This is a genomic window from Paenibacillus sp. JT22N12, assembly GCF_056269365.1.
Genome location: NZ_JBWDNU010000004.1, coordinates 647,945 through 672,730, shown reverse-complemented (window position 1 = coordinate 672,730; position 24,786 = coordinate 647,945). Strand labels below are relative to the sequence as shown.

At 52.4% G+C, this 24,786-nt stretch carries 22 protein-coding genes and 1 pseudogene; 5 read left to right on the top strand and 18 right to left on the bottom strand.

Features of this window, described 5'->3' with window-relative positions:
- Nucleotides 1–85 precede the first annotated feature (85 nt).
- From AC0YOA_RS18625 to AC0YOA_RS18590, 8 genes and pseudogenes are all read right to left on the bottom strand, one after another.
- The gene (locus AC0YOA_RS18625) at nucleotides 86–1,072 is read right to left on the bottom strand and encodes a bile acid:sodium symporter family protein (protein ID WP_475787836.1); all 987 of its coding nucleotides are present in this window, start codon (nucleotides 1,070–1,072) and stop codon (nucleotides 86–88) included.
- 154 nt (nucleotides 1,073–1,226) lie between these two features.
- Nucleotides 1,227–2,516 (bottom strand): ATP-binding protein, encoded by a 1,290-nt coding sequence (locus tag AC0YOA_RS18620; RefSeq protein WP_475787835.1) that lies wholly within the window; start codon nucleotides 2,514–2,516, stop codon nucleotides 1,227–1,229.
- Nucleotides 2,517–2,918: 402 nt separating this feature from the next.
- The gene (locus AC0YOA_RS18615; protein WP_475787834.1) at nucleotides 2,919–4,940 is read right to left on the bottom strand and encodes an exosporium glycoprotein BclB-related protein; all 2,022 of its coding nucleotides are present in this window, start codon (nucleotides 4,938–4,940) and stop codon (nucleotides 2,919–2,921) included.
- Nucleotides 4,941–5,019: 79 nt separating this feature from the next.
- The gene (locus AC0YOA_RS18610) at nucleotides 5,020–6,090 is read right to left on the bottom strand and encodes a glycosyltransferase family 2 protein (protein ID WP_475787982.1); all 1,071 of its coding nucleotides are present in this window, start codon (nucleotides 6,088–6,090) and stop codon (nucleotides 5,020–5,022) included.
- Nucleotides 6,091–6,210: 120 nt separating this feature from the next.
- Nucleotides 6,211–6,861: pseudogene (locus AC0YOA_RS18605) on the bottom strand (glycosyltransferase); the annotation flags it as partial.
- Nucleotides 6,862–7,236: 375 nt separating this feature from the next.
- Nucleotides 7,237–7,488: a hypothetical protein gene (locus AC0YOA_RS18600; protein ID WP_475787833.1), complete on the bottom strand. Its 252-nt coding sequence runs from the start codon at nucleotides 7,486–7,488 to the stop codon at nucleotides 7,237–7,239.
- Between the two features lie 4 nt (nucleotides 7,489–7,492).
- Nucleotides 7,493–8,329, bottom strand: a complete 837-nt coding sequence (gene speD, locus AC0YOA_RS18595; RefSeq protein ID WP_475787832.1) for an adenosylmethionine decarboxylase — start codon at nucleotides 8,327–8,329, stop codon at nucleotides 7,493–7,495.
- Nucleotides 8,330–8,467: 138 nt separating this feature from the next.
- Nucleotides 8,468–9,379, bottom strand: coding sequence for a LysR family transcriptional regulator (locus AC0YOA_RS18590; protein ID WP_475787831.1), 912 nt, complete (start codon nucleotides 9,377–9,379; stop codon nucleotides 8,468–8,470).
- 123 nt (nucleotides 9,380–9,502) lie between these two features.
- On the opposite strand from AC0YOA_RS18590, the gene AC0YOA_RS18585 reads away from it, so the two are divergent.
- Nucleotides 9,503–9,877: a CidA/LrgA family protein gene (locus AC0YOA_RS18585; protein ID WP_475787830.1), complete on the top strand. Its 375-nt coding sequence runs from the start codon at nucleotides 9,503–9,505 to the stop codon at nucleotides 9,875–9,877.
- Nucleotides 9,877–10,554, top strand: a complete 678-nt coding sequence (locus AC0YOA_RS18580) for an LrgB family protein (RefSeq protein ID WP_475787829.1) — start codon at nucleotides 9,877–9,879, stop codon at nucleotides 10,552–10,554. Before AC0YOA_RS18585 ends, AC0YOA_RS18580 begins: the two co-directional genes overlap by 1 nt.
- Here AC0YOA_RS18580 and AC0YOA_RS18575 read toward each other — a convergent pair.
- Entirely contained in the window at nucleotides 10,535–11,149 is a 615-nt protein-coding gene (locus tag AC0YOA_RS18575) for a P-loop nucleotide/nucleoside kinase family protein (RefSeq protein ID WP_475787828.1), read from the bottom strand. The genes AC0YOA_RS18580 and AC0YOA_RS18575 overlap by 20 nt on opposite strands.
- Before the next feature lie 685 nt (nucleotides 11,150–11,834).
- Between AC0YOA_RS18575 and AC0YOA_RS18570 the strand changes: the two genes are divergently transcribed.
- A complete protein-coding gene (locus AC0YOA_RS18570; RefSeq protein WP_475787827.1) occupies nucleotides 11,835–13,088 on the top strand; it encodes an MFS transporter in 1,254 nt (417 codons plus the stop codon).
- Here the strand turns inward: AC0YOA_RS18570 and AC0YOA_RS18565 are convergent.
- Both AC0YOA_RS18565 and AC0YOA_RS18560 read right to left on the bottom strand, forming a co-directional pair.
- Nucleotides 13,012–14,163, bottom strand: a complete 1,152-nt coding sequence (locus tag AC0YOA_RS18565) for a slipin family protein (RefSeq protein WP_475787826.1) — start codon at nucleotides 14,161–14,163, stop codon at nucleotides 13,012–13,014. The two genes, AC0YOA_RS18570 and AC0YOA_RS18565, sit on opposite strands and share 77 nt — an antisense overlap.
- 501 nt (nucleotides 14,164–14,664) lie before the next feature.
- Nucleotides 14,665–14,934, bottom strand: a complete 270-nt coding sequence (locus tag AC0YOA_RS18560) for a hypothetical protein (protein ID WP_475787825.1) — start codon at nucleotides 14,932–14,934, stop codon at nucleotides 14,665–14,667.
- Nucleotides 14,935–15,597: 663 nt separating this feature from the next.
- On the opposite strand from AC0YOA_RS18560, the gene katA reads away from it, so the two are divergent.
- Nucleotides 15,598–17,055: a catalase KatA gene (gene katA, locus AC0YOA_RS18555; protein WP_475787824.1), complete on the top strand. Its 1,458-nt coding sequence runs from the start codon at nucleotides 15,598–15,600 to the stop codon at nucleotides 17,053–17,055.
- Between the two features lie 393 nt (nucleotides 17,056–17,448).
- On the opposite strand, the gene AC0YOA_RS18550 is transcribed toward katA, so the two are convergent.
- The 7 genes from AC0YOA_RS18550 to AC0YOA_RS18520 form a co-directional block, all read right to left on the bottom strand.
- Nucleotides 17,449–18,447, bottom strand: coding sequence for an ABC transporter substrate-binding protein (locus AC0YOA_RS18550; RefSeq protein ID WP_475787823.1), 999 nt, complete (start codon nucleotides 18,445–18,447; stop codon nucleotides 17,449–17,451).
- Nucleotides 18,448–18,559: 112 nt separating this feature from the next.
- Entirely contained in the window at nucleotides 18,560–19,426 is an 867-nt protein-coding gene (locus tag AC0YOA_RS18545; protein ID WP_475787822.1) for a metallophosphoesterase family protein, read from the bottom strand.
- A 130-nt stretch (nucleotides 19,427–19,556) separates the two neighbouring features.
- Nucleotides 19,557–19,898 (bottom strand): DMT family transporter, encoded by a 342-nt coding sequence (locus AC0YOA_RS18540; protein WP_379114647.1) that lies wholly within the window; start codon nucleotides 19,896–19,898, stop codon nucleotides 19,557–19,559.
- Nucleotides 19,895–20,680 carry an HAD family hydrolase gene (locus AC0YOA_RS18535; RefSeq protein WP_475787821.1) on the bottom strand — a complete coding sequence of 262 codons (786 nt, stop codon included), beginning with the start codon at nucleotides 20,678–20,680 and terminating at the stop codon, nucleotides 19,895–19,897. The genes AC0YOA_RS18540 and AC0YOA_RS18535 overlap by 4 nt, the downstream gene beginning before the upstream one ends.
- Nucleotides 20,681–20,694: 14 nt before the next feature.
- The gene (locus AC0YOA_RS18530) at nucleotides 20,695–22,065 is read right to left on the bottom strand and encodes an ABC transporter substrate-binding protein (RefSeq protein ID WP_210044676.1); all 1,371 of its coding nucleotides are present in this window, start codon (nucleotides 22,063–22,065) and stop codon (nucleotides 20,695–20,697) included.
- A gap of 28 nt (nucleotides 22,066–22,093) precedes the next feature.
- Nucleotides 22,094–22,936 carry a carbohydrate ABC transporter permease gene (locus tag AC0YOA_RS18525; protein WP_475769968.1) on the bottom strand — a complete coding sequence of 281 codons (843 nt, stop codon included), beginning with the start codon at nucleotides 22,934–22,936 and terminating at the stop codon, nucleotides 22,094–22,096.
- Nucleotides 22,937–22,965: 29 nt separating this feature from the next.
- Nucleotides 22,966–23,790 carry a carbohydrate ABC transporter permease gene (locus tag AC0YOA_RS18520; protein ID WP_475787981.1) on the bottom strand — a complete coding sequence of 275 codons (825 nt, stop codon included), beginning with the start codon at nucleotides 23,788–23,790 and terminating at the stop codon, nucleotides 22,966–22,968.
- A gap of 316 nt (nucleotides 23,791–24,106) precedes the next feature.
- Here AC0YOA_RS18520 and AC0YOA_RS18515 point away from each other — a divergent pair, with 316 nt between their 5' ends.
- Nucleotides 24,107–24,652: a GbsR/MarR family transcriptional regulator gene (locus AC0YOA_RS18515; RefSeq protein WP_210044678.1), complete on the top strand. Its 546-nt coding sequence runs from the start codon at nucleotides 24,107–24,109 to the stop codon at nucleotides 24,650–24,652.
- Nucleotides 24,653–24,786 lie beyond the last annotated feature (134 nt).

Below are 24,786 nucleotides of genomic sequence, written 5' to 3'. Positions count from 1 at the left end.
CTCCCTCATGCTATAGAGCAAGTATTGATTATCCGTTAAATAGGGATGGAGTTTTTGTAAAGGTATATGAAAACCGTAAGAGAGATTATGCCGAGAAATTGCTGTCAGCCACAACCCCGGACTCCGGTTTCCGCTTCAGATTATACCGCCGGTTGATCAGATACCCGAACAGCGAAGCGAGCGATTGCTGGAACAGCATCCCGAGCACGACAGGAAGGGCGACCGGTGCGGCAAAATACGACACGGCCATTACGGCTCCGGCGCTAATATTGCGCATGCCCCCGTTGAAGGTGAGGGCAATGACCAGGTCCTTCTCCCAGCCCAGCAGCCTGGCTATGAGCCAGCCGAGTATGTACCCCAAGCTGGCCAGGACAAGCGTCGTGCAGGCAATCCCCAGGATTTTGGCATTGAAGTGGCGCAGATAGGGGGATACGACCGAGCTGTTGATCGCCACGACAACGCCCATCGCGATTTTCGAGAAAGGGCTCAGGCGCGGTCCCCAGTGATCCCGGATGCCGCCTCCCGTCCATTGATTGAGCAGCATTCCCAGCATGGACGGCAGTACAATCATCAGCAGGAGCCCCCGCATCATGGCATAGGTGTCCATCTCGACCTGGGTCCCGACAAGAAGCGACAGCGTGTAAGGCACGACCAGCGGCGACAGAATCGTATCGATGAGAATAATCGACAAAGTAAGCGCTGTATTTCCTTTGTAAATGGCGACCCACACGAAGCTCGATATGCCGGTCGGGATCGCCATGGCCAGAATGAAGCCTGTCATAGTAAACGCGTCCTGCGCGTAAAACAGATGCCCCGCTCCCAGGGCGACCAGCGGCATAATGATATGGAGAATGAGCAGCGTAATGAACAGTGGAACGGGCTGCGTCAGTACTTTAATAAATTCCTTGAAGCTGGAGCTGATGCTCCCCGAGAAGGTCATGAAGGCGAAGATCCAGGTGGACAGGAAAGTAAAACCCGACAAATGATTCCCCAGCAGCACTCCGATCAGGACACTGGTAGGTGTAAGCAGCGGCAAGAAACGCTCTAAGCGGCGGTTAAACTGCTGAAGCATGGTCACAGGACTCCCTTTTTTTCACTCCAAGCACCACATGGCAGGTGGAATTCTATACTCGTATTCTACCAGATGCCTGCCGTACTTACATCCAAAATAGAAGATTTCCCGGCCAGCCGCAGTAAAATGGGCTGAGAGTAGGAGAATCCTACCCTTACAAAAACCCTAGCTGAGAAGCGTTCGTATCCTTCATCCACACCTGTTTTTGACCCTTATCCAGCTCGCCGCGCATTCTCCGGACAAGACCTTCCATATGGACTGAGCCGCTGTCATGCCACTCCAATGCGCTGCTTACATACAGCTCGCCAAGCTGTGTCAGCGAGAAGCCATTCGTCAGCCGCGCTGCCTCAGCCATTCCTTCATCATCCACAAAAGCGCCAAACCCGCGGATCTGCAGGTACTGCAGGCGAAGCGCCTCGTCGGGCATCCTGATTTCATAAGAACGGTCGAAGCGCCCGGCCCGGTTCATCAGCCCCGGATCGATCTTCTCGGGATAGTTTGTCGTTCCGATGAGAAAAATCCCTTCCTTGGAGGTCGCGCCATCCAGCGTATTCAGGAAGAATGACCTAACCTCCTGAGGCATGGAGTCGATATCTTCAATGACCAGCACCATTGGCGCCAGCCGGACGGCAGCCTCGAATACCACGCCGACCGATTCGCTGTTGGTATATTCGGTGATTTGCCAGTACGCGACAGGACCGGGGACGCTGCCCGCAATGGATTTGACCAGCGTCGTCTTGCCATTGCCGGGATGGCCGTACAAGAGAATGCCCCGCTTATAGGGAATATCATAGGTGCGGTAGAAGGAGCGGTCGGCATCGAAAAACTGATCCAGCGAGCGGTAAATCTCTTTTTTGATCGCAGCGTCCATGACAACCTCCTCCCGGCTCACGGTACGGGTAATCGGTTCGTCATCGCGGGAAATCCCGTTGCGCATATCCGTGAACACGGAGACCTTGTTTATTTTCTGCTTCCGCTGGCGGTTTCGGATCTCGCTGAGAAAGGCATGCAGCTGCTGGTCGCCTACCGCGTAGACACAGTCCTGAAAGTTAATGGAGTTCCCCTGAAATACAGGGATTCGCGCGAGTGCCACCCCCATCGATGGATAAGCAAAAACATTGTTGCGGACGGATAAGTGAACCTTGTATTCCGGGAGCTCCTTATCATCGTCATAAGCGAATGTGCGGGTCTCCAGCCGGTCGAAGATCCGCGCAACATGCTCCACTTCCGGATTGCCGCTTTTCACATCATCCTCCAGCAGCTTCCAGTAGTCATTATTGGGATCATCGCTCGCATACAGTTGATACGCAACCCCGTACCGGACAGACAGTGCTTCGAGAATGCCGTCCATCAGACGCGCATGCTGGGCATATCCTCTTATCGTGCTGTCCATTTCTGCCCCATATTCATAAATAATCGGTTTGATTCGACTTGCTGTTTTCATTTCGTTAATCTCCTTTTTGGTATAAGTTGCGGCTGACACCCCGTTCCTCCATGCATTTGGTCTTCAAAAAAAGGCACAAAAAAGCCACGGATCGACGGATCCATGGCTTAGCTTGTTCAAGCGAATAAACAACAGGCGTGGTACGTTCGTCCACATGTACTGCCGATTACTTCTATGACGGGCCTAAAGTCCGCCACCTATCCCGCCCGGGGCCGATGAGATCAGATTGTTCATATGCAGTTGATAACGGTTCAGCGAAAATTGCAGCATGCATCTGTTTGTCATTCCAATCATGATCCATCAGCCTCCCTCGTTAAATGATAAATCCAATAATAAATGGTGATTTAATCGATTGTCAATCTTTTCTTTCCAGTTAGTTCTACCTTCTACTACAATCTGAAACTAATTAATGGAAACTCCTGCGCTCGCATAACCTTCTACTGTATTGATCAAGGCGACTCCAGCGGCTGTTGCCGTATACACCATTAACAATCTCGTTCCTGGCATCACAGGTATGGCTAGTCCAGTAGTAATTCCGCTGCTGATGGTGCCCAGTGAGATAACTCCCGTCAGAGGAGGGGCCAGATTGACTACAGCACCCGGAATGGGAGTGAAAGTATTATCTGGTGTGGTTGATTGATACAATTGAGCTTGGATAGATACCGTTGTTCCGACAAGAGCCATTGCAAGCGTAGTACTGAAATAACCTGACAATGATGTAATGATACCCGCACGAGGAACTGAAAAGGCATAGTTAAGATTGACTCCTGCCGCTCCAGTAAGGTCTATGGCACCACCCAAAAGGTTAATACCCGAAACGGAAGAACCGTAGCCCAGTATGCCCGCAGTGCCCTGTAAACCACCCGCAATTGTAGTTACCGTGATAGGGAGCCCCGATGCAAATGGGATTATGGCGGATGCTCCTGTTGCGCCTGTTGCTCCTGTTGCTCCTATTGCCCCTGTTAGACCCGTCGCTCCTGTTGCGCCTGTTGCGCCCGTTGCGCCCGTTGCTCCCATTGCACCATCAACTCCGGCGGCTCCGTCTGCACCTGTTGCACCAGTAACACCGGCGGCTCCGTTTGGACCTACTGCACCTGTTGCACCAGTAACTCCAGCGGCTCCGTTTGGACCTGCTGCACCTGTTGCACCAGTAACTCCAGCGGCTCCGTTTGGACCTGCTGGCCCTGTTGCACCAGTAACTCCGGCGGCTCCGTTTGGACCTGCTGGCCCTGTTGCACCAGTAACTCCGGCGGCTCCGTTTGGACCTGCTGGCCCTGTTGCACCAGTAACTCCGACGGCTCCATCTTTCCCATTTACTCCGTCTTTCCCGTTCGCACCCGCCGTTCCTGCAGGTCCCTGAGATCCGTTTGCTCCAGGAGAGCCGTCATTCCCACGAGGGCCCGATTCTCCCTTTTCGCCTGCGGCACCCTTTTCTCCAGGTTTTTGGATTTCTGTTTGCGGTACACCTGTCCATTCCACATAGTAGGCTGCGCTGCCGTTATAAACAATCGTGACCGGCTGTCCTGCCTGGATGGAGGAACTGAGTCCATTCTGACCAAAAACAATCGCTTTGGGATCCAACGTGAACTGGCGGTTCTCTCCGCTGGTGGAGGATACCTCTATACCGTCGACCGTCAGCTTCACAACATTTCCCCGTACAACCTTGTCAGGCTGATCATTGAATTGACTCTCCACGTTGCTTAATATGCTTGCTACTTCGGCACGGGTGATCAAGCCTTGAGGCTTAAAGGTGTTGTCCAGATAACCGTTAACGATTTTCAGCTGAACAGCAGCATTCACGTATCCGATCTCGGTTTGCGTAATTGACGAAGCATCGGTAAAAGTCGATTTTTGATCCGCAAGCGTTTCTGCATCCGCCTGTTTTCCCAGAGCGCGAACAAGCAATTTTGTCGTCCACTCGCGGCTTGCCGGGGCTTGTCCCCATGATGTGCCCGCTGCTTCCGTCTCTTCCCCGGACACCAGAAGTCCTTTATCGATTGCTTGAAGCACCCAATCATGCGCCCAATTATCAACTTGAAGTGTCAGTTCGCCCGAATTGACAGGCGGTGTATCAATCCCCAGGAAGCGAAGAATCAAAATGACCGCCTCCTGGTGACTGACAGGATTATTGGGATTGAATTTTCCCGCATCGTCTCCTACCGTCACGCCCAAAGCCGCGAGCTTCGTAATGTACTTGAATGACCATGCGGATGCATTCACATCGGAAAACGTAATGTTCAATGAAGCGGCACTCGCAACTCCGTATTTCATAAATTCAAGATGAGGAATATTGGCCGCAACTTGACCTACGACAAGCGCCGCCAACGATGTTTTTGCCAGCGTCTGCTTCATATCCTTTTTCCTATTCTCTTTACTGCCCTTTTTTAATTCCTTTACCATTGCCTGATCTGTCGCGTTTCTCATGAACATCTCATCCCCCATAAAGTTGTGTTATTCATTGTCATGCTATCGCAACAGTCCCGTATAACGGAACCGAGGTGACTCATTTAACCCTGATCGTTCCTGTCAAATTCAAGCTGGCAAAATATTTCCGATTGGCCAGTATTCTGCTGTCATTCGGTATATAGCTCGCAGCCATTTCATTATGATGGCAGGCTAATTCATACTGCTTCAGCCGATCGTAACATACGCATAGCTGCAGATGGGGCAGCCAGGTCCAGCTAGCATGCAGCAGCAGGGCTCCGGACTCGGCCGGTTTGGGCAGCTGGATCGCCTGCTTGTACCATAATATAGCCTCGGCAAAGCTTGCTTCTGCCATATGATAGAACCCCAGCCTGCAGCAATTTTCTGCCCGCGGGAACGAATAGGCAAAGGAAAGCAGAACCTTGTCCTTCGCTTCAGACGTACGGCCCAATTCATGCAGCGCATCCGCCGCCCTTCCGCAGGCGTTGATTTTATCTTCCACCCATCCGTCCGGATGCTGCAAGAACTGCTCGTATTTCAGGACAGCCCGCTCAAATTGCCTGTGATCGGTCAACTCGTTGGCATAATAGTATAAATCACGTGCCGGGAATTGCAGTCCCTTCTCTTCCCGCTGTTCGAAAATATGCAGGTTGCGGGAGGAATTCGTATGCTTCCTGTCATGTGTAATAGATATATCGGAATAAAGAATCTTTCCGTACACCTCTAAATACTCATGTACAGCCCCGATCCACTGAAAACCGTTCTCCCGCTTCACCAGCCGGTTTCTTCTCAAGCTCGTCATCACATTGCCGTCCGCATCGAAGTCCAGATTATAATGCATGGACACCGCATCCGTATCCCAAGTGAGCGCAGACACGAGTTTACGAAATGCATCACCGTCCTCAGGCAGCACAATATCATCCGCATCCAACCACAGTACATATTCTTTGGCAGCCAGACTGAATGCGTAGTTCCGCGCTTTGGCAAAGTCATTCACCCAAGTAAATTCGTATACGCCATCGGTATACTCGCGGGCAATTTCCCGTGTACGGTCATCCGAACCGGTATCCACGATAATGATCTCATCGACCAGTTTATGGATGCTTGACAGGCAGCGTCCAAGAGTTTGTTCTTCATTTTTGACAATCATACAGAGACTGATCGTGATGGGCTGCTCCCACTTCGTTAACGCTTCCGTTGGATCGAATCCCCATTTATCGGTCAGGCTTGCCTGATTCATTTGCCGCTCTCTGGCGACCTGCTGCGCATCTTCTGATTCCCGGTCGGGAGGCACCAAGCTGCGGACGAAGCAATCCTGAGCGATGTGCAGGGTATATCCGGCTCTCAGAGTCCGGTAACAGAGATCGTCATCCTCATGAGCGGACAGCCTCAACTGTTCATCGAAGCCCCCCAGCTGCCTGTAAGCTTCCCGGCGCATGACAAGGAAATCGGTAAGCAGTCTGGTCACCCTTTTGTCCTTCCCTGCCTTAGCCGTGACAAAAGCACGCGCCATCGTATCAAACTGCTGCATGGTTTCGAAGGGCAGAGACAGCTGCTGTAAACCGGCGCTTTCGCAATTGGTCATCGGGCCGACCATCGCCGCCTGCGGATGACGCTCCAGACATCCAGTCAAGCATGACAGCCAATGCTCTGCTACCAGCATATGATCCTGTATGAAAACAAGCAGATCGCCGCTGGTTTGCGACACGCCCAGGTTATATCGCTCTGAATTGCTCGCATGCGAAAAAGCCATCAGCGTTCGTAAATGGCTTCTTTTCTTCAGCCATCTGTCTGCTTCTCCTCCGGCTCCATCATGGACAACAACTAATTCATAGGGCGCAGGCGTATACAGCTCAATGCTGGCAATGCACTGTTTCAACATACTTGGATGTTTCGCTAATACGATAATGCTGACTATCATGGCATCTCCCTCGCAGGAAAAAATTCGATAAGATCCTTCGTTCTTTTGCAGCATAAAACGACATTTTTCAACTGCATTTGACAATATATTCGCTAAAAAATGGCAAAACCCTGTTGAGAATTACAGCTACGGTTAAAAAAATATTCAATCATTTATTTATCTTCAAGCGCTGCATCAGCGGTCTGTTATTTCAAAGAAAAAATCAGGCTGCTGCTATACTTTCTGGCACAAAAAAAGCCACGAACCCGCTGCAGCACGCAGCATATTCGTGGCCTTCATTATTCATTGTGGTCACGGGCTTATTACTCTGTGCACAGCCTGGTTCTGTCCGTTCTCAAATAACCCGCCGCGCTTCTAGCTTCCATCCGCTCCCCGCTACCGAATAGTCAGTCCCAATTCCTCCGCCCGCTTCAGCGACTCGGGAGTGAACTTGCTCTTCCTGTACTTCGTCTCGACCTCTTCCCTTGTCACGGGAATCCATTTGAAATCCTTGTTGATATAGATCATCGTCTTGTTGCCCCAATCCACATGCACCGTCCGGCCCGTTACTTTCTTGACCTGGCCGATCCGGGAGACGGCATAGCCGATCATCACGATACAATATTTGTCCAGAATGCTGTTGTTCAATTCTTCACTCCTTAGAGCCCTGCCCGATGGAACCAACGCTCATATTTTTGCCGTAGAAAATTTCGTCCATCTCCATCTTCAGCTGCTCCGTAATCTCCTGCTCTTCCCCCGGGCCCAGTTTGTCCTTGGTGTAGCCGAACAAATAATTGTTGAGATCGAACTGCTTGAGCTTGCATTTGGTATGGAAAATATTCTCCTGATAGACATTGACATCAATCATATCATACATGCCCTTGATTTGATCCGGAATATAATTCTGAATCGAGCTGATATCGTGGTCTATAAACAATTTATGGCCGTGGATGTCGCGGGTAAAGCCGCGCACGCGATAATCGATCGTCATGATGTCGGTATCGAAGGAATGAATGAGATAATTCAGCGCCTTCAGCGGAGAAATCTCGCCGCAGGTCGACACGTCCACATCCGCGCGGAAGGTGCTGATGCCTTCATCCGGATGGTATTCGGGGTAAGTATGAACCGTAATATGGCTTTTATTCAGATGCATCACGACGGATTTGGGCAGCGGCCCCGGAGACTGCTCGAACGATTCGGTCGGAGCCTCCTCCACAGGACCCTCGGAAATCAGGAAGGTGACGCTGGCCCCTTGCGGAATATAGTCCTGCTTGGCGATATTGAGCACATGGGCGCCTATGATATCGGTAACAGATTGCAGAATCCCCGTCAGACGGTCGGAGTTGTACTGCTCGTCGATATATTCAATGTAGGCCTCTCGTTCTTCCTTGGTCTTGGTATAGCAAACATCGTACATATTGAAGCTCAGGGATTTGGTCAGATTGTTAAAACCGTGCAGCGTGATGAGCTGCTCTGGTGTCAGTTTCATCGTGGAATACCTCTCTTTTGATGGTTTCAGAGCCGTTCTTCTTCCGGCAGCACCCTTATTCTTCTAATATATTACCCATTAATGCATAACTAAAGCCAAGTGATGAACCCCGCCCCTCATCCCAAGCCGTCCCTTGCATTATCTCAGATTCGTTCTCTTCAGGCTTGAGTCCGCAAATAAATCTTTTGTAAATAAAATCCATTCACGCGCGGCACGCGACAAATAGCCATCCCGCCTCCATACCATGGCCAGCTGCCAAGGGATGACGGGACTGACAAGCGGAACCGAGCATACCTTGTCCTTATCAAAGAACCGGCAAATCGTATCCGGCAGCATGGCGATACCCAGATTCGCCGCTACCATTTCCCCGATGAAATCCCACTGCGTGCTTTCATATTCAATACGTGGCGTATAACCGACCGCGCGGCATTCCGCAATAATGCGGTTATGCAGGGCAAAATCGCTGTTGAACAGAATAAACCTCTCCTCTGCCAATTCGGCAAGCTCCACCCGCTGCTTTCCAGCAAGCGCATTGGACGGGTGCATGATCACCCTCAGCTCCTCCTCAATGACGGGGAAGGATTCAAACAGCTCATCATCGACCGGGGTCAGCACGACGCCAACATCCAGCTCTCCGCTTGCGACGCTCTCTTCCACTTTAACGGAACCCTCCTCCACCATCCGGATGGCAATCCCGGGGTAAGTCTCCTGGAAGCTTTTGATTACAGAGGGAAAGAAATTAGCCCCTGCCATAGGCGGAAGACCCAGCGAGATATGCCCCTTGTTCAAATAGGTCAGATCATGAAGCTCCGACTGCAGCTGATCGAACAGCTTAAGAATGGGACCGGTATAATTCATGATGGCCTGTCCCGCATCCGTCAGCTTAATAGCCTTGCCGTCACGGATGAACACTTCAACGTTCAGTTCGTTCTCCAAATTCTTGATGGTCTTACTGATGGTCGGCTGGGTGAGATGAAGCATTTCGGCGGCTCTGGTGAAGCTGTTCTGGCGTACAATTTCGGCAACAACCTGCAAATGTCGAATTTCCATGATAGCTATAGCCCCTGCCCCTTCTCACATAGACAAATAGAATGTAAATAATTCATTATATTCATTTTACTCATGAAAGGTGACTTCGTATACTAGCATTACAAGCGAAGGAGAGCGAAGGCCATGAAATCATTATTTAACCTGATTCTGCAGATCCTGTTCTTCATATTAATGGCTCAAATCGCGGATCATCTCGTGGAATGGCTGAATCTACCAGTCCCTGGCAGCATTGCGGGCATCCTGCTCACACTCGCGCTGCTCAAGCTGAAGCTCGTCCCCCTGAACTGGATTGAACGGGGGTCCAGGTGGCTGCTTGCAGAGATGCTGCTGTTCTTCATTCCGGCCACGGTGGGGATTATGAATTATACAAGTCTGATCGTGCACAGCGGCTTAGTCATCATGCTTACGATCGCCGCGAGCACAATTGCCGTTATGCTGTTCAGCGGACTGATCTGTCAATGGATATCCGGGAGGCAAAAGAAGGAGGGGATGAGCTGATGGAGGCATTATTCTGGCTTGGCTGCACGATTGCCATCTATTGGGCAGCGAAACGGTTCTACCGTACGTTCAACAAAACGTATCTGACGCCGCTGCTCATTACGCCAATTATCGTCATCGCGGTTATCTGCTTAAGCGGCGTCACCTATGCAGACTATGATCAAGGCGCGGGCCTTCTCTCCGATATGGTGGAGCCTGCTGCGATTGCGCTTGCCGTCATCCTCTACAAGAATGTTGATCTATTAAAAAAGAACGCCGTGGTCATCCTCGCCAGTGTCGACTGCGGCGCTCTTGCCGCGATTGTGACTACTGCGGGGCTCGCCCATTTATTCGGACTGTCTGATGATATCACCAGCAGCCTCGCACCGCGCTCGGCAACGACTCCGATTGCCGTCTCGGTGTCCTCGATGATCGGAGGGGTCCCCGCCATTACGGCTGCCGCGACGGTCATTACGGGACTGGTGGGAATGATTATGGGGCCGCTGCTTGTCAAATGGCTCCGCATAAGGCATCCCATTGCACGGGGACTGCTGCTTGGTACCGGTGCCCACGCGGCCGGAATCAGCAAAGCACTGGAGTACGGCTCAGTATCCGGCTCGGTGGCCGGAATTGCGATGATTTGCACCGCCTTCATTACCTTATGCGCAGCTCCCTGGCTCATGGGTTTATTTCAATAAGGTCGGTATTGCCGCCATAGACGAACTGCTCAATTAGCGACAGTCTCTCATGATCCAATGATGCGGAGTTGTCATAATGAAGCACGGACGAAGCTGGCAGCCTCCAGAGGGTATGGCGGGGAGCAAGAGACTGGCTGAACGCACTCCAGTTCGCAAGCTTCCAGGCATCCAGAATGGAGCCTCTGCGCTGGATCCGCTGGCGATAGAGCTCCTCCTTCTGCAGCTCTACGAAGATGACCTTGACCTCCACATCCTGAAGCGCCGCTCCAATCCCGGCAAGCTCCCGCTCCAGCCACAGCGGATCTTCGGTCTCCTTGGTGAAGGGTCCGATCACATAAGCGTCACTGCCGATATCCACATTCTCCAGCGCGGCGTCCATCGTGATTCTGTACCCCAGATCGCGACAAAGCGTCTTGTAAACAGGGGAATCGCGGTCGTTCGGATCAAGGCCGGAAAGCTTCATAATCGCCTCGGACGCCGGCCTCGACAACGTATCCATATCGAATAAGGGCGCATGCCGCCTGGCCGCCAAAGCTTTAGCCACCGTTGTTTTCCCCGCCCCGGCGCCCCCGATAAAAAAGACCAGCTTGCGCATATTTTGTTCCTCCATCCTGTATTCATGTCTATCCTGTCTGTCTTCATCGTCTCTCCAAACACGATCTCGATTCCAATTGAAGCATAATTGCTACTCCTATTTAAATACGCGCAGAGGGAAAAGACAAGGCTCCGGTAGGGAAGCATCCCTCTCACCTTGTCTTTGAATACCGCAATTCGAGCTAAATTTCCTTGCGGCTGCAGCAGCCGGCAGGGACTTGATCGGCCAGCCAGACTCCGCTGCCCGCATAATAGAATACGACTAACGTAAAAAAGCTGCGGACCGTCTTGCCAGGGTCCACAGCTTCACAAGCAGCTTCATTATCTAAGCTTCACCGTTCAACGCGTAAATCTTATTTAATGCTCACAGATCCCGTCAGAGGGCCGTGAATGGAATTTCCTTGCCTATTTGTATAAAACGGTTGGAATACGGTCATATTCATCGGCCTCCTCTCATTAATTTTGTATATCATAATGGCGTCACCCAGCATTTGTCAACGTATTCTTTCTGTACTGACCGGATATAGCGGCCACCTGAATTCAGCTATCGTCAGAGCACCGCCCGTATTGCATAATCCTGTACCATTATGGTTAAGCTTGTTTGAGTATCAGCGCACCGATTACAAGCACCAGAAGCCTTAATTCCATCTAAACCGATAAACTTTATATAAGGAGAATCAGCCGGCATGGAAGCGAAAAAGAAATGGGATTTGCTCTCGATAGCTTCAATTCCCTTAACCATGACACTGGCCAACTCCATGCTCATTCCCATTCTTCCCTCTATGCAGAAGGCTTTGGGCATCAGTGCTTTCCGGGCCAGTCTGATCATCACCGTCTACGCGGCGGTGGCTATTCTGTTCATTCCGCTGGCAGGCTATTTATCAGACCGGTTCAGCCGCAAAGCGGTTATTCTTCCCGGCCTTATTCTGGTCTCGGCTGCCGGCGTGGGAGCTGGCCTCGCGGCATTGTGGGCCAATCACGCCTACGGGCTGATCATCGCGGCTCGTCTGGTCCAGGGACTCGGTTCTGCAGGATGTTTTCCGGTTGTCATTCCGCTGGTAGGAGATCTGTTCAAGAAGAAAGAAGATGTCAGCAGCGGGCTGGGTGTGGTGGAGACCTCCAATACCTTCGGCAAGGTGCTTAGCCCCATTCTGGGCGCATCGCTGGCGATTTGGGCATGGTATATTCCTTTTTTTGCCATTCCGATATTCAGTATGCTTTCATTCGTATTGGTCCTATTTCTGGTCAAATCCCCTTCCAAAGAGCGGGAAACAGCCGACACCGGCCTGAGGACCTTCCTGAAAACCACCGGCTCCCTGCTGCGGTCGAAGGGCAAATGGCTGTACGGCATCTTCGCGATTGGCGGCATCTGCATGTTTGTCATCTTCGGCAGCCTGTTTTATTTGTCGGAGACCCTGGAGGACCGGGGGCTGAATTCGATCATCAAAGGGCTGGTGCTCGCCGTTCCGCTCGCCTGCCTTTGCCTGACTTCGTATCTGAGCGGCAAATGGATCGGCGAGAATAAAGTTGTTATGAAATGGTCGTGCTTCACCGGATTGGTTGTTGCGGCCGCAAGTCTGTATATACTCGGATGGCTGCAGTGGAGTCATACGTGGTGGATGGTCGCTATGCTGGGCGTCTCCTCGACCGGAATCGGCGCTGCGCTGCCAAGCTTGGACGCCCTGATCACGGAAGGCATAGAAAAGGAACAAAGAGGTACAGTGACCTCTTTGTACAGCAGCATGCGGTTCATCGGGGTTGCGGCAGGACCGCCGGCAAGCGCACTGCTGATGGACCGGTCGATGGTACTGCTTTTTACCATTATCGCATCCACGGCGCTCGCCTCCGCTGTCATCACGCTCATTACGATTCGCCCCGGGGCGAAGAGTCGGCCAAACGGCTCGAGGAGTGGCGCTGGGCGGCGTTCGCCAGCGCGTTGAGCTGTTCGAGCAGATTGCCTCCGCCTGTCAGCGAGATCGTTCCGACCTTCTCGCAGATCTTTTCCAGAAATTCAAGCTCCTTCAGACGGTAGAGCGTGTGGTTCTCATCCATGAGCTTCGCTGTATTCAAGAGGCTGCGGGTCGACGCGGTCTCTTCCCGGCGGGTGATAATCATGGCCTGCGCCTTCTTCTCCGCCAGCAGAACCGTGTTCATGATATCCCGGATCTCGCCGGGCAATATGATATCCTTCACACCGGCCGAGATAAACTGCACGCCGTACTGGCCGCTTTTCTCGTTCAGGCGGGCAAGCACGAATGCGGCAATTTCCTGCTTAATCCGGAGCAGCTCATCCAGCTTCAGCGTGCCGACGTATTCACGCAGAATGAGCTGCAGCACAATATAAATCTGGTCCTCGAAGGACTTGATGGCCATAATTTTCAGCGGGTCCACGATCCGGTATTGGCAAACAAAATTAAGCCGCAGCGTCACCTTATCCTCCGTCAGCATCTCCTGCCCGGTCATATCCAGCTGCTGCTGCCGCAGATCTGCCGGCTTCGCCGTAACGGCAACGGGGCCGCGCCAGAAATAATATTTGCCCGGATGCAGCTCCCGCTGCAGGACATTATTGAAGTAAAGCAGCGCTGATTCGTAGCTCGCAACTTCAATCGTCTGCACATACCCGTTCAGCCTGGGCAGAATGGCGGCATCCACTTCGCCCGATATTTCCGGCTTCCCGGTATCCACATGCGTAAAGCTGTGTTTCTTCCATGCCTTCCAGTAGGCGTATACGCCTGGTTTCAGGATAGATATGAACTTGCCGTCCGCGTAATGCAGCGCGTATTCATGATCCGCCACATCCACGACCGCCAATTCCTCAACAAGCTGACTATCCTGCAGAAACAGCTGCAGCTCCTTGCCTGCCACATCAAACGGCTTCGCCACATTCATGATCGTTATGGTATCGTCGGAAAAGACGGATGTCCGGTATGTACCGGGCTGAAGATGTCTGGCATAGCTGCTTTTGCGGAACAACAATCCCCGTTCATCCGCTTTTATGATCACTTTTTTCAACATGTTTGTTTGCACCTCTTTTTTCGTTTGTTGCCTTTACGCTTGAGAAGCCTCCTGCAGCTTAGACGGAATCGGGCTTGAGAACAGCGCCCTTCTCAGGTTCGGTGTCTTGTCAGACTGCTGTTCACAGGCGATGGTTCCGCCTGCTCCCCGCCCCCTGACCTGACAGCCGGGACCTAGCGAATGTCCGCTGGTTCGGTATCCGCCCCATTGCATAGCCGCTGCCGCAGCGACAGGGCACGAATGCCCGCCATGAGACTTCCTCCTTGGTAAAAGCTTCAGATTTGCCATTCTCGATTAAATGTCGAGTGCTCTGCCACTTGAGTTTAATCGCCCAGTTGGGGACGATAGGGGATTCGAACCCCTACAGAGGGTGGGATCCGCGCCGGTACGGTCGTACAGCATACGAACACATAGCATGTGCAGGCACTGCGAGATGAATGAGACATCCCAGCCAAGGTTCGCCGCCCATTTCACGAATCTAATCTATTATTGATATTATCTTTAATAGTGCTGATTATTGATGCTGTTAGCTGCATCTAAAGTTAAATGCCTTTGATAGCCGCCATCGGCTTGCACACGGCGACCACCTGGCTCATCCGATGTATAGCTCATATATTGATTTCGCGGAATGCGCAGATTATTATCCGCCATCTCGTACATATTCGCATGGAAGGATTGAAAAATCTCTTCATTGGCATAGACATGAAGCTTGCCGTGCGCAAGCTCCATTTCGCGATGATTGTTTCCATGAAAGCTATAATTCCTATTCATGATTTGCTTGAACCTCCAATGTTTTCGTGCTTCAAGTTCTGCGCCCCTGCGCTCTCTCTGATGTGTCTTATCATCGCTTATTACTGCGCGTGCGAACATGGTGAAAGTATGGCGATAAGGGGAAATTTGGGGAAAATGGACACTCATGTGGCTGACTGTTTGAGCGGCCCGCAGCTGCCCCCAGCACCCGCATCTACTCTGCAGCAAGGTTTTTCCGGTTTACAGCGCCGGATACCGGTGCTGGCGTGCATGTAAGCCGATTTTTCCTTGCTGGAGCTGACTGTTTGTCCCAAGCGGCCCACATCTGCGCTGCAGCAAGGTTTTTCCTGCTTTTCCGGCTTTCATCGCCGAATGCCCAAAACCCCGTCAAAACAATTCCAGTCTAAACCTATATCTCCAAAAACAGGACGGGGTATTGCCATCTTGGCCCAAATCAGGTGAACAACCTGTAAACCAAGCACCCTAAGGGTTAACGCAATTACACATTAAAAAAAGACTGGGCGGCACATTTTCAGATGTGCTTCCAGTCTTTTTGTGTTCTAAACAGGCCCATTCTATTCCTTTAATTATATTTATTATAATTTAATATTAGTTTTATATTGATAATTATTATCATATAATTTATAGTTAAAAACATAATCAAACAGAAGAGGTGATTGAACGATGACCACAGATAAGAATAAGCTTACCACAAGCTGGGGCGCTCCGGTTGGAGATAATCAGAACTCCATTACGGCGGGCTCCCGCGGACCGACTCTGATCCAGGATGTCCACCTGCTCGAGAAGCTGGCTCATTTCAACAGAGAGCGCGTTCCGGAGCGGGTCGTTCATGCCAAAGGCGCAGGTGCGCACGGTTATTTCGAGGTTACAGCGGATGTTTCGAAATATACGAAAGCAAGCTTTTTGTCCGAGGTGGGAAAACGCACCCCCATGTTCGCCCGGTTCTCTACCGTGGCCGGCGAGAACGGCTCTGCCGATTCCGTGCGGGATCCGCGCGGCTTTGCCCTGAAATTTTATACCGAAGACGGCAATTATGATCTGGTCGGCAATAATACACCGGTTTTCTTCATTCGCGACGCCATCAAGTTCCCGGACTTTATCCATACGCAAAAGCGCCACCCTGCCACTCATCTGAAAAATCCGAACGCGGTATGGGATTTCTGGTCCCTCTCCCCGGAATCGCTGCACCAGGTCACGATTCTGATGTCGGACCGCGGCATTCCCGCCACCTTCCGTCATATGCACGGCTTCTCCAGCCACACCTTCAAATGGGTGAATCAGGAGGGAAACGCCGTTTGGGTGAAATACCATTTCAAGACGGAGCAGGGCATCCGCAATCTGACCGAGGAGGTCGGCACCCAAATAGCGGGAGAAAATCCCGATCATCATACCGAGGATTTGTTTAACGCCATTAAGAACGGGGATTTCCCGGCATGGAAATTATTCGTGCAGATTATGCCGCTTGAAGATGCGGATACGTACCGCTTCGACCCCTTTGACGTGACGAAGGTATGGTCGCAAAAGGATTATCCGCTCATAGAAGTCGGGCGGATGGTTCTCGACCGGAATCCGGATAATTATTTTGCCGAGGTGGAGCAGGCTACCTTCTCGCCTGGCACGCTCGTGCCGGGCATCGATGTTTCGCCTGACAAAATGCTTCAGGGCCGCTTGTTCGCTTATGCGGATGCGCATCGTTATCGTGTAGGCGCCAACCATCAGGCGCTGCCGATCAACCGGCCGCGCAATGAGGTGAACAACTACCAGCGCGACGGCCAAATGCGGTTTGACAGCAATGGCGGAGGCTCCGTCTACTATGAGCCCAACAGCTATGGCGGACCTGCAGAGTCCCCGGAAAGCAAGCAAGCCGCGTACCCCGTATCCGGCCTCGCGGCGAGCGTCGCTTATAATGAGCACGATCATTATACGCAACCGGGGGACCTGTACCGCCTGCTGAGCGAAGAGGAACGGGCACGCCTCATCAAGAACATCGTCGGAGCCATGGCTCCCGTTGAGAAGGACGAGATCAAGCTCCGCCAGATCGGCCACTTCTACAAAGCGGATCCGGAATACGGAAGACGCGTTGCAGAGGGGCTTGGACTGGAAGTTCCTCCAGGACTTTAAGGGTTTTAAGAAGCTTGGCTGAAGCGAAGTATGAGACTGATCAAATGCTGTCAGTTCAGGAAGAAACACCTTACGTATCTGGCTTATAGAAGCGAAATATATAGGATTCTAAAAGGTCGGAAGAGCCGGTTCTTGCCTCCCTCCGTCGGCAAATCTTCGCTTACCCTTAATGGCAATTATAAAGGTGAAACTTATATATGCTGTAAAGTTAAAAAAAATACTCTTTCCCCTCATGGGCGAAAGAGTATTTTTTGCATATTTACACACAAATGCATTCCTTTACATGCGCACATCCCAGGTTGGGTATAATGTCCATTTACCCCCATCTATCAACGATCCGATCACATTTCCCGCTTTTTCTCCAGGCGCAATTTTGTCCATTTAACCAACCTCTTACGAAGATTGGCTCAAAAGCTGCGGGAGCATGGCCAGCAGCATGTCCCTTGTAATCGGATCATCGAAATTCCATTTGGCATCCGTCACATGGGTCCGGCCGGATTGGACGGCAGGCAGTTCCTGCCAGAGCCTGCTGCCAGTCAGCTTGCGTGCCTCGCTCTGCGACAGCCCGTCTTCGCCGATCAGAAGAAATATCCGATCCCCGGCGTAAGCCGGCAGATCCGCTGCCGATATCGCGAGAAAGGGAATCCCGTCCCCGATCATAGTTTCCACTTCTTTGGCCGGTCTGAATGCCAACGGGTGATAAAGCGTTAACGCGATTCCGCGGTTCCCCATTATAAAAAGCTGCTCCTGCAGCTGCAAAAGAACGGCTGCCGTTTCCCTGGCCGTTCTGCCTGAATCGTAATTCCTCCAAAAGTCGTTTTTTTTGCTCTCGTATCGGGCAATCCAATTCTCCGCTTGCCGCTTCTTCCCGAATAATTCCGCCGTCAGCCGCAGCCGGTCAAATAAGTTTTCACTCCTGCGGATACTCACCGTCGGCGCAATATCCGAGAAAATTTCAAGCGATTCATTCAGATCGCTGCTGTGCAGAATCAGATCAGGCTGAAGCTGGCGAATGCGTTTGGGATCTCCCACAGTGCCCACATCCGAAATGCTGCCCAGCTTGTTCCGATAGACTACCTTCCGTCGGATAACGGTCAGATCAGCGCCCAGCGGCTTGATGCCCAGGGCAATCATCTCCCCGAGCGCATAGCCGATGGCAACTACCCGTGCGGGGTGGAGAGGAATTTCGATTTCCCGGCCGCGCCAGTCTTCTCTTCTGACGCCATGATTATATGCACGCGCATACTGCTTCGGCGGGAATCCCATCGTTTGGCGGAAACGCCGGTTGAAGTAGTATTCATCCTTGAAGCCGCTGCTGCGGGCAATTTCCCTCAGCGGATCATTGGAGAGCAGCAGCAGCTCCTTGGCCCGCTTCATCCGCAGCTCCGTCAAATAATCAATATTCGATAATGATTATCATTATCGTTATAGCTATAATAATGGAGATTCGTGCTTCTAACAATGGAGAAACGTCAGGCGGATTTGGGACAAATCGCCGAAGCCATCAACGGGAAGCCGGATAATCCACCTGGAATTGCGAGGATTCCACCCAACTGCCTGATGCGAAGTCCCGGCCTTTCACCAGCACCTTATCTGCGAATACTTCCACGTAATAGCCTTGGCTGCCCGCAAGATGCTCGTCCTCATCCGTCCAGAGATAGGCGACCGAGGCCGCATTAAACATGGTTGCCGTAACCCCCCGGCCATCGAACATCGTATGTCCGGCTTCCAGCCGCCAATGCGTATGCCCGCTGAACATAATCGCTTGCGGATGCTTGCCCAGCACCTGCTTCAGCTCGCTGTCCTGCACAACGCCGTACCACCCCTGAGCCTGCAAAGAGCCTGCCACCGTGTCCATAAGCGGCTGGTGCAGGAAAACAAATACCGGCCGGTCCGCGGAGGCTTCCTCGCCCAGCTTCATATCGAGCCACTCCAGCTGCTCCTGCGTCAGATGACAGAAGTCCTTCAGCCCCTGCTCCGTCCCCAGAAAGATAAAATGATACCCGTCAATCCAGTGATCATGATAGGCGCCCGTCATACCGCTGTATGCGGTGTAATTCCCTAGCCTTGAAGCCCATTCGCCAAAAGCGACATCGTGATTGCCCACCGCAAACCGGATTGCGGGGAGCCCTTCTTTATTCGCTTCTATGATGTGGTTCAGCTGCTCATATTCCTTTATAAAACCGTGATCTGTCAGATCGCCGACATGCATAATACCGCTGCTGCCCATACTATTGGCGATAATATCCTTTAGCGCTCTGTCCAAATTCCGGTTGTGTTCATGATCGGCATCTGCAGTCACATGAGTGTCTGTTATGACCTGGAAGGTAACCAGCGGCTTCCCCGCTTCGTTATGATCGTTTCGCTTCATTGGAATGCCCGCACTCCTTTTCAAATAGGCTGCTTTTCGGATGTGCATCTTTCGCATTAGCTGCTTTTCATATGTGCATCTTATAGCATAAGCTGCTCACTTCGAATATGTCCCTGTATATTTACCGCCGTTAATGAACCTTGGAGCTGATATTTAATCCGATTACTCCAATGACAATCACAATAATCCATATAATAGAGGAAAGCGGAAGCTGCTCATTGAACAGCTTCACGCCCGCAAGCGAAATCAGGACGATGCCGATGCCGGACCAAATCGCATAGGCAACGCTCATATTCATGTAATGCAGCGCATAATTCAGGAACGTAAAGCTCGCTCCGTAGAAGAGGAACATCAGCACGGAAGGCCACAGCCGGGTGAACCCTTCGGACATTTTCATCGATATCGTGCCTGACAGCTCCAGAGCAATCGCCAGGGCAAGAAACAGCCAGCCTATACTGCTCTCCGTCTTCATGCTGCTCCTCCCCCCGGCCGAAGCTCCCTATAATCGCCAATGATGATATCCGCATCGGGAAAATCGTCAGCCAACGCATTCTCGGAACCGGCTTCACCAAGCCCAATGCAGAGCCTTGCTCCTGCGGCCCGGCCCATCCGCATATCGCCGTTCGTGTCGCCAATCACGGCCGCTCCCCGGGCGTCAATGGATAGCTTGCGGCAGGCAAGCTCCATCATATCCGGGAATGGCTTGCCCCGCTCCACTTGATCCGTGCCGACTACAGCGCCGAAGTACTGCCGGATGCCCAGCCAATTCAGATGCTTCTCCGCCGCCTGTGTCTCATCGGCGGTTACCACGCCAAGCGGGATACCCTCCGCATGGCATGCCGCAAGAAATTCCACGATCCCGGCGATCGGCCGGGCGGGACGAACCCGCTCCAGCTCCTCATCCGCATCCAAGCGGCATAACTCCACCAGCTCCTTGGACTTCGCCCATGACAGGCCGAGGCGGTAGCCCTGCCCGATCAGCAGGGCAAACAGTTCCTGCATCGTCCCCATGGCCAGCGGACCGCCCCGGTCATAGCCGCTGATCGAGCCATCCGGCCTATGGATCGTTCCCCACAGGGAGGGCTCGATCGCCGGCAGCTCCAGGCCCTGCTCCGCAAGCCGTCTTCTGAAGCTGTTCATCATACGCCAGCTCCAGCCGCCCCACATGGATATGAAGTCCAGCAGGGTTCCATCCTTATCGAATAAAATGCCCGTTATACCATAGCTGCGATGATGGATCATGAGTTCAGGCATTTTACAAGTCACTCCTATTTCAAATTATCCAGCGCTTTCTGCGCGGTTTCCTTCGCTTCCTTAAGCGCCTTCTCCGCCGGTACATTCTCGATCTGCACCTTGTCGGCCGCAATCTTCAGGGCATCGTTGATTTTGCCTCCTGTTGGATCCTGGAAAGGAGCGGAGCCATGCGACGCCTGCATCAGCGGGATTTTGCTTTGCGGATTCTGCTCGCTGTAGGCCACAAAATCGGGATCGTTAAGCGCAGATTGACGGACTGCGATGTAGCCGGTGTTCATCGACCAGAATGCCGTGTTTTTGGCATTGTTGAAGAACGCGAACCATTTGAACGCCGCCTGCTGCTCCTCCGGGCTTGCTTTTGCCGGAATGCCTGCCATAATCGCATTCGCTACAGGCTTGCCTTCGCCAACGCCCGCCCAGCCCGGCTGCTCCATTGCCCCAAGCTGCGCAAAGTCGAGATCGCCCTGGTCGCCGCTTGAACCGGTATAGCCGGCCGCCTGGCTTTTCATCACGTCGTCAATCGTCTTGTACCAATATTCCCAGCCTTGTCCGCCGGAGTGAATGCTCATAATGCCGTCCTCATGAATCCACTTGCCGAACAATGACCAGGTATCCACCCATTCCGGGGAATCAATCATAACCGTCTTGCCGTCCTCGCTGAGAATGCGTCCGCCCTTGCTTAATACGGCATCAAGCATATTCTCGTAGCCCCACATCGGCTCCCAGCCGTATACGGTTGTTTTGCCATCCGCCTTTTGCGTCATTTTCGCGGCTGCGGCTGCAAGGTCTTCCCAAGTCTTGACTTCCTCGGGCTTAATGCCCGCCTTCTCGAACATATCCTTGCGGTAGTACATGACCTGGGTTGTGCCGTACATCGGGATGAAATATTGCTTGCCGTCCACCTGTCCCTGCGTCAGGAAGGTCTGCACGAAATCCTCTTTGTTATAATCCGGATACTGGGCAATCATATCGTCCATCGGGGCAAAATAACCTTTGCGCGCCCAATCCACGTTGGAAGCCAGAACGGCGGCCGGCACCTTGCCTGCGGCGATGGCAGCCTGAAGCTTCTGCTCGGTCTCCGCGTAATCGGCCTGGACGATTCCCTTCACAATGACTTCCTGCTGGGACGCGTTGAACTCGTCGATGAGCGTCTTCATATGCTCGCCCAGCTTGCCGCCCAGCCCGTACCAGAACTCGATGGTAACCGGCTCCTTGACTTCCGGTTCTTCCGGCGCTGCAGGCTCGGTGTTCACCGCTGTCTCTGCCTCATTCCCGGCCGCTGTATTGGCCGTATTATTCGTTTTTTCCCCACCGGTACCGCATGCCGCAAGCAGGATAAAGCTCATTACCATCGTGAACAGCAGACCCTTTTTGAATACTATCATGTTCATTTCCCCCACTCCATTCGTTTTGTTAACCCTTGTTGACTCCCGCGGATAAATTCACACTTTGCATAATCGTCTTCTGCGTCAGCAGAAACAGCAGCAGTAACGGCGCAATCGTGAATGAGCTGGCTGCCATAATCAGCGGCCATTTCAAGCCATAAGCACCCCCCTCCACGAAGAAGCTGCGCAGACCCGCCGATACCAGCTGCAGATCCGGATTCTTGGTGATGAGCATGGGCCAGAAATAGTTGTTGTACTGCTCAATGAACGTGATGAGCACCAGCACCGCAAACGAGGAACGCACAAGCGGAATAAGAAGGGTCCACAATATGCGCGAATGCCCTGCTCCGTCGATTTGCCCGGCCTCCACGATCTCATGGGATACCTGCAGGAAGGCCTGTCTGATCAGAAAGATCGAGAACACGCTGACGCAGTTGGACAAAATCATGCCTGCGTAGGAATCAAGCAGATTCAGCTTGGCCAACACGATGTAGCTGGGCAAATATACGGCGGTGCTCGGCACCATATATCCAAGCAGGATCACGGCGGTCAAGAGACCCTTCAGCCGGAATTTCATATGGGTCAGCGCGTAGGCCATCATGCCGGAATTGATCACCTGAATGAATGCGATCGCACAGGCCACGCCGATGCTGTTGGTCATATAACGCCAGAAGGGCGCCGCCTCCCAAGCCTCCAGAAAATTGCCCCATTTGGGGGCTTCCGGCCAGAAGGTTGGCGGGAACTGCCAGATCTCGTCATTGGTCTTGAGGCCGCTCGTAACCATCCAATAGAAAGGAAAGGCCATTACGGCGCCGACCAGCACCAGCAGCAGATGCCTTGTGAGGGCAGGCATTGTTTTTCTCTCAGTCATAGGTGTGCTCTCTCCTTCTCCCTTGATTATTAATGGTAGTGCACGCTTCGCCGGCTGACTGTGAATGAAGCCAGCGAGAGCAGCACGCAGCCGATGACAAGCACCACCGCTACAGAGGACGCTTCGCCAATATTGTAGGATTCGAACGCCGATTGATAATACATGTACAATAAGGTCCGCGTGGATCCGGAAGGTCCGCCCTGCGTCATGACATTAATCTGATCGTAGGCCTGCACGGACTGGATAATCAGAACAATCGACAGGAAGAAGGTAGCGGGCGAGATGAGCGGCACCGTAACATGGATGAATCTGCGCCAGCTTCCCGCTCCATCAATCCCGGCCGCCTCCAGCAGATCCGGCGGAACATTGCGCAGCGCCACGAGATAGAAAACCATCGCCCAGCCGACAGCTTTCCAGATCGTAACGATCAGGATGCCGACGAGCGCCCAATTGGGATCATTCAGCCAGCCGATGCCATCCGAGCCGAATACCCGCAGCACATTGTTGGCAAGACCGACCTCCGGCTCGAAAATCCACGACCATACAATGGAGACCGCGACAGTCGGCGTCACCCACGGGGAGAAGATAAGCGCCCGGTACAAACCCGAGAACCGCAGCTTGCTATTCAGCAGCATCGCAAAGGCAAGTCCGCCGATCAGGGTCGGCACCACGCTTCCTGCACAGAACAGCAGCGTTACCCCGAGCGCCTTGTAGAAGAGCGGATTGCTGATCAGCTCCGTGTAATTATCAAGGCCGACGAACAGCTTGTCCGGGCTCATGAAATCCCACTCGGTGAAGCTCAGGTAGAAGGCGTACACAAGCGGACCGAGCCAGAAGACCGTGAGCGGAACCATCGCCGGCAGGGTGAAGAGCAGTGCCTTCCCGTCTGCGGCAAGTTTCGATTGTTTCAAATCTGCCCCTCCTAATCGTTCAATATATTTTTAACATTAACAAATGATTCTCTCGTTTATCCCCCTCATTCCGCATTATCATGTGGGTTCGTTCAAAATTTATTGTACAGTTAAAAGTGTAGAGTTTGGTTTTCTTAGTGTAAAATAGAATTTAAGATCATGTAAAAAAGGATAAATGCCGCATGTTCATTCCTGTGCTTAAAACGTATAATGATACAAGGAGAACCATGATGAATTCAATGCGATTGCAGGTGAACTTATGAAACAGACGGCTTCGGATGGGGAAGAGCGCTCGCCGCTGCAGCGCGGGGAGCTTCGCCGCAAGGTCATTGATGCGATAGCGGATACCATGGATTTGTATGGCGCGACCCATTCATTCGGCGAGCTGTATGGCATTATGTATTTCGAGGACAAGCCCATGACACTCGAAGAGATGAAGACCCATATGAATATGAGCAAAAGCAATATGAGCTATGCGGTCCGTTCGCTGATGGCCTCCAAAATGGTCACCAAGCTGGATGAGAAAGAGGACCGCAAAGATTTGTATCTTGCGGAGACTGATTTCTTCCTCGCGTTCCAGAACTTCTTTACGACCAAGCTGCAGCGCGAAGTGGATGTGATGACGGAGGCGATCAACGGGGTTCTTCCGGATCTGACGGAGCTGATTCTGGCGATGGATACGCCGGAGGAGGAGCGTCAGCTGTGCCTGAAGGATCTGCACAAGCTTCGGCATGGGCTCAGCTATTACACATGGCTGCAGGAATTCGTCAACAATCTACAGGCAGGGCGGTATTTTAGCGAGTGACCGGGGGCGATGACGGAATGCGGCCTGCCGCGGCATTAATTGAAGCTGACGTGGTTATTCGTAATGCGTACCTCTTACGGCGTTCGTCCCGGGCGGCCACACAGCGGGCGGGTTAAAAGCTGTTGCTGTTGAAT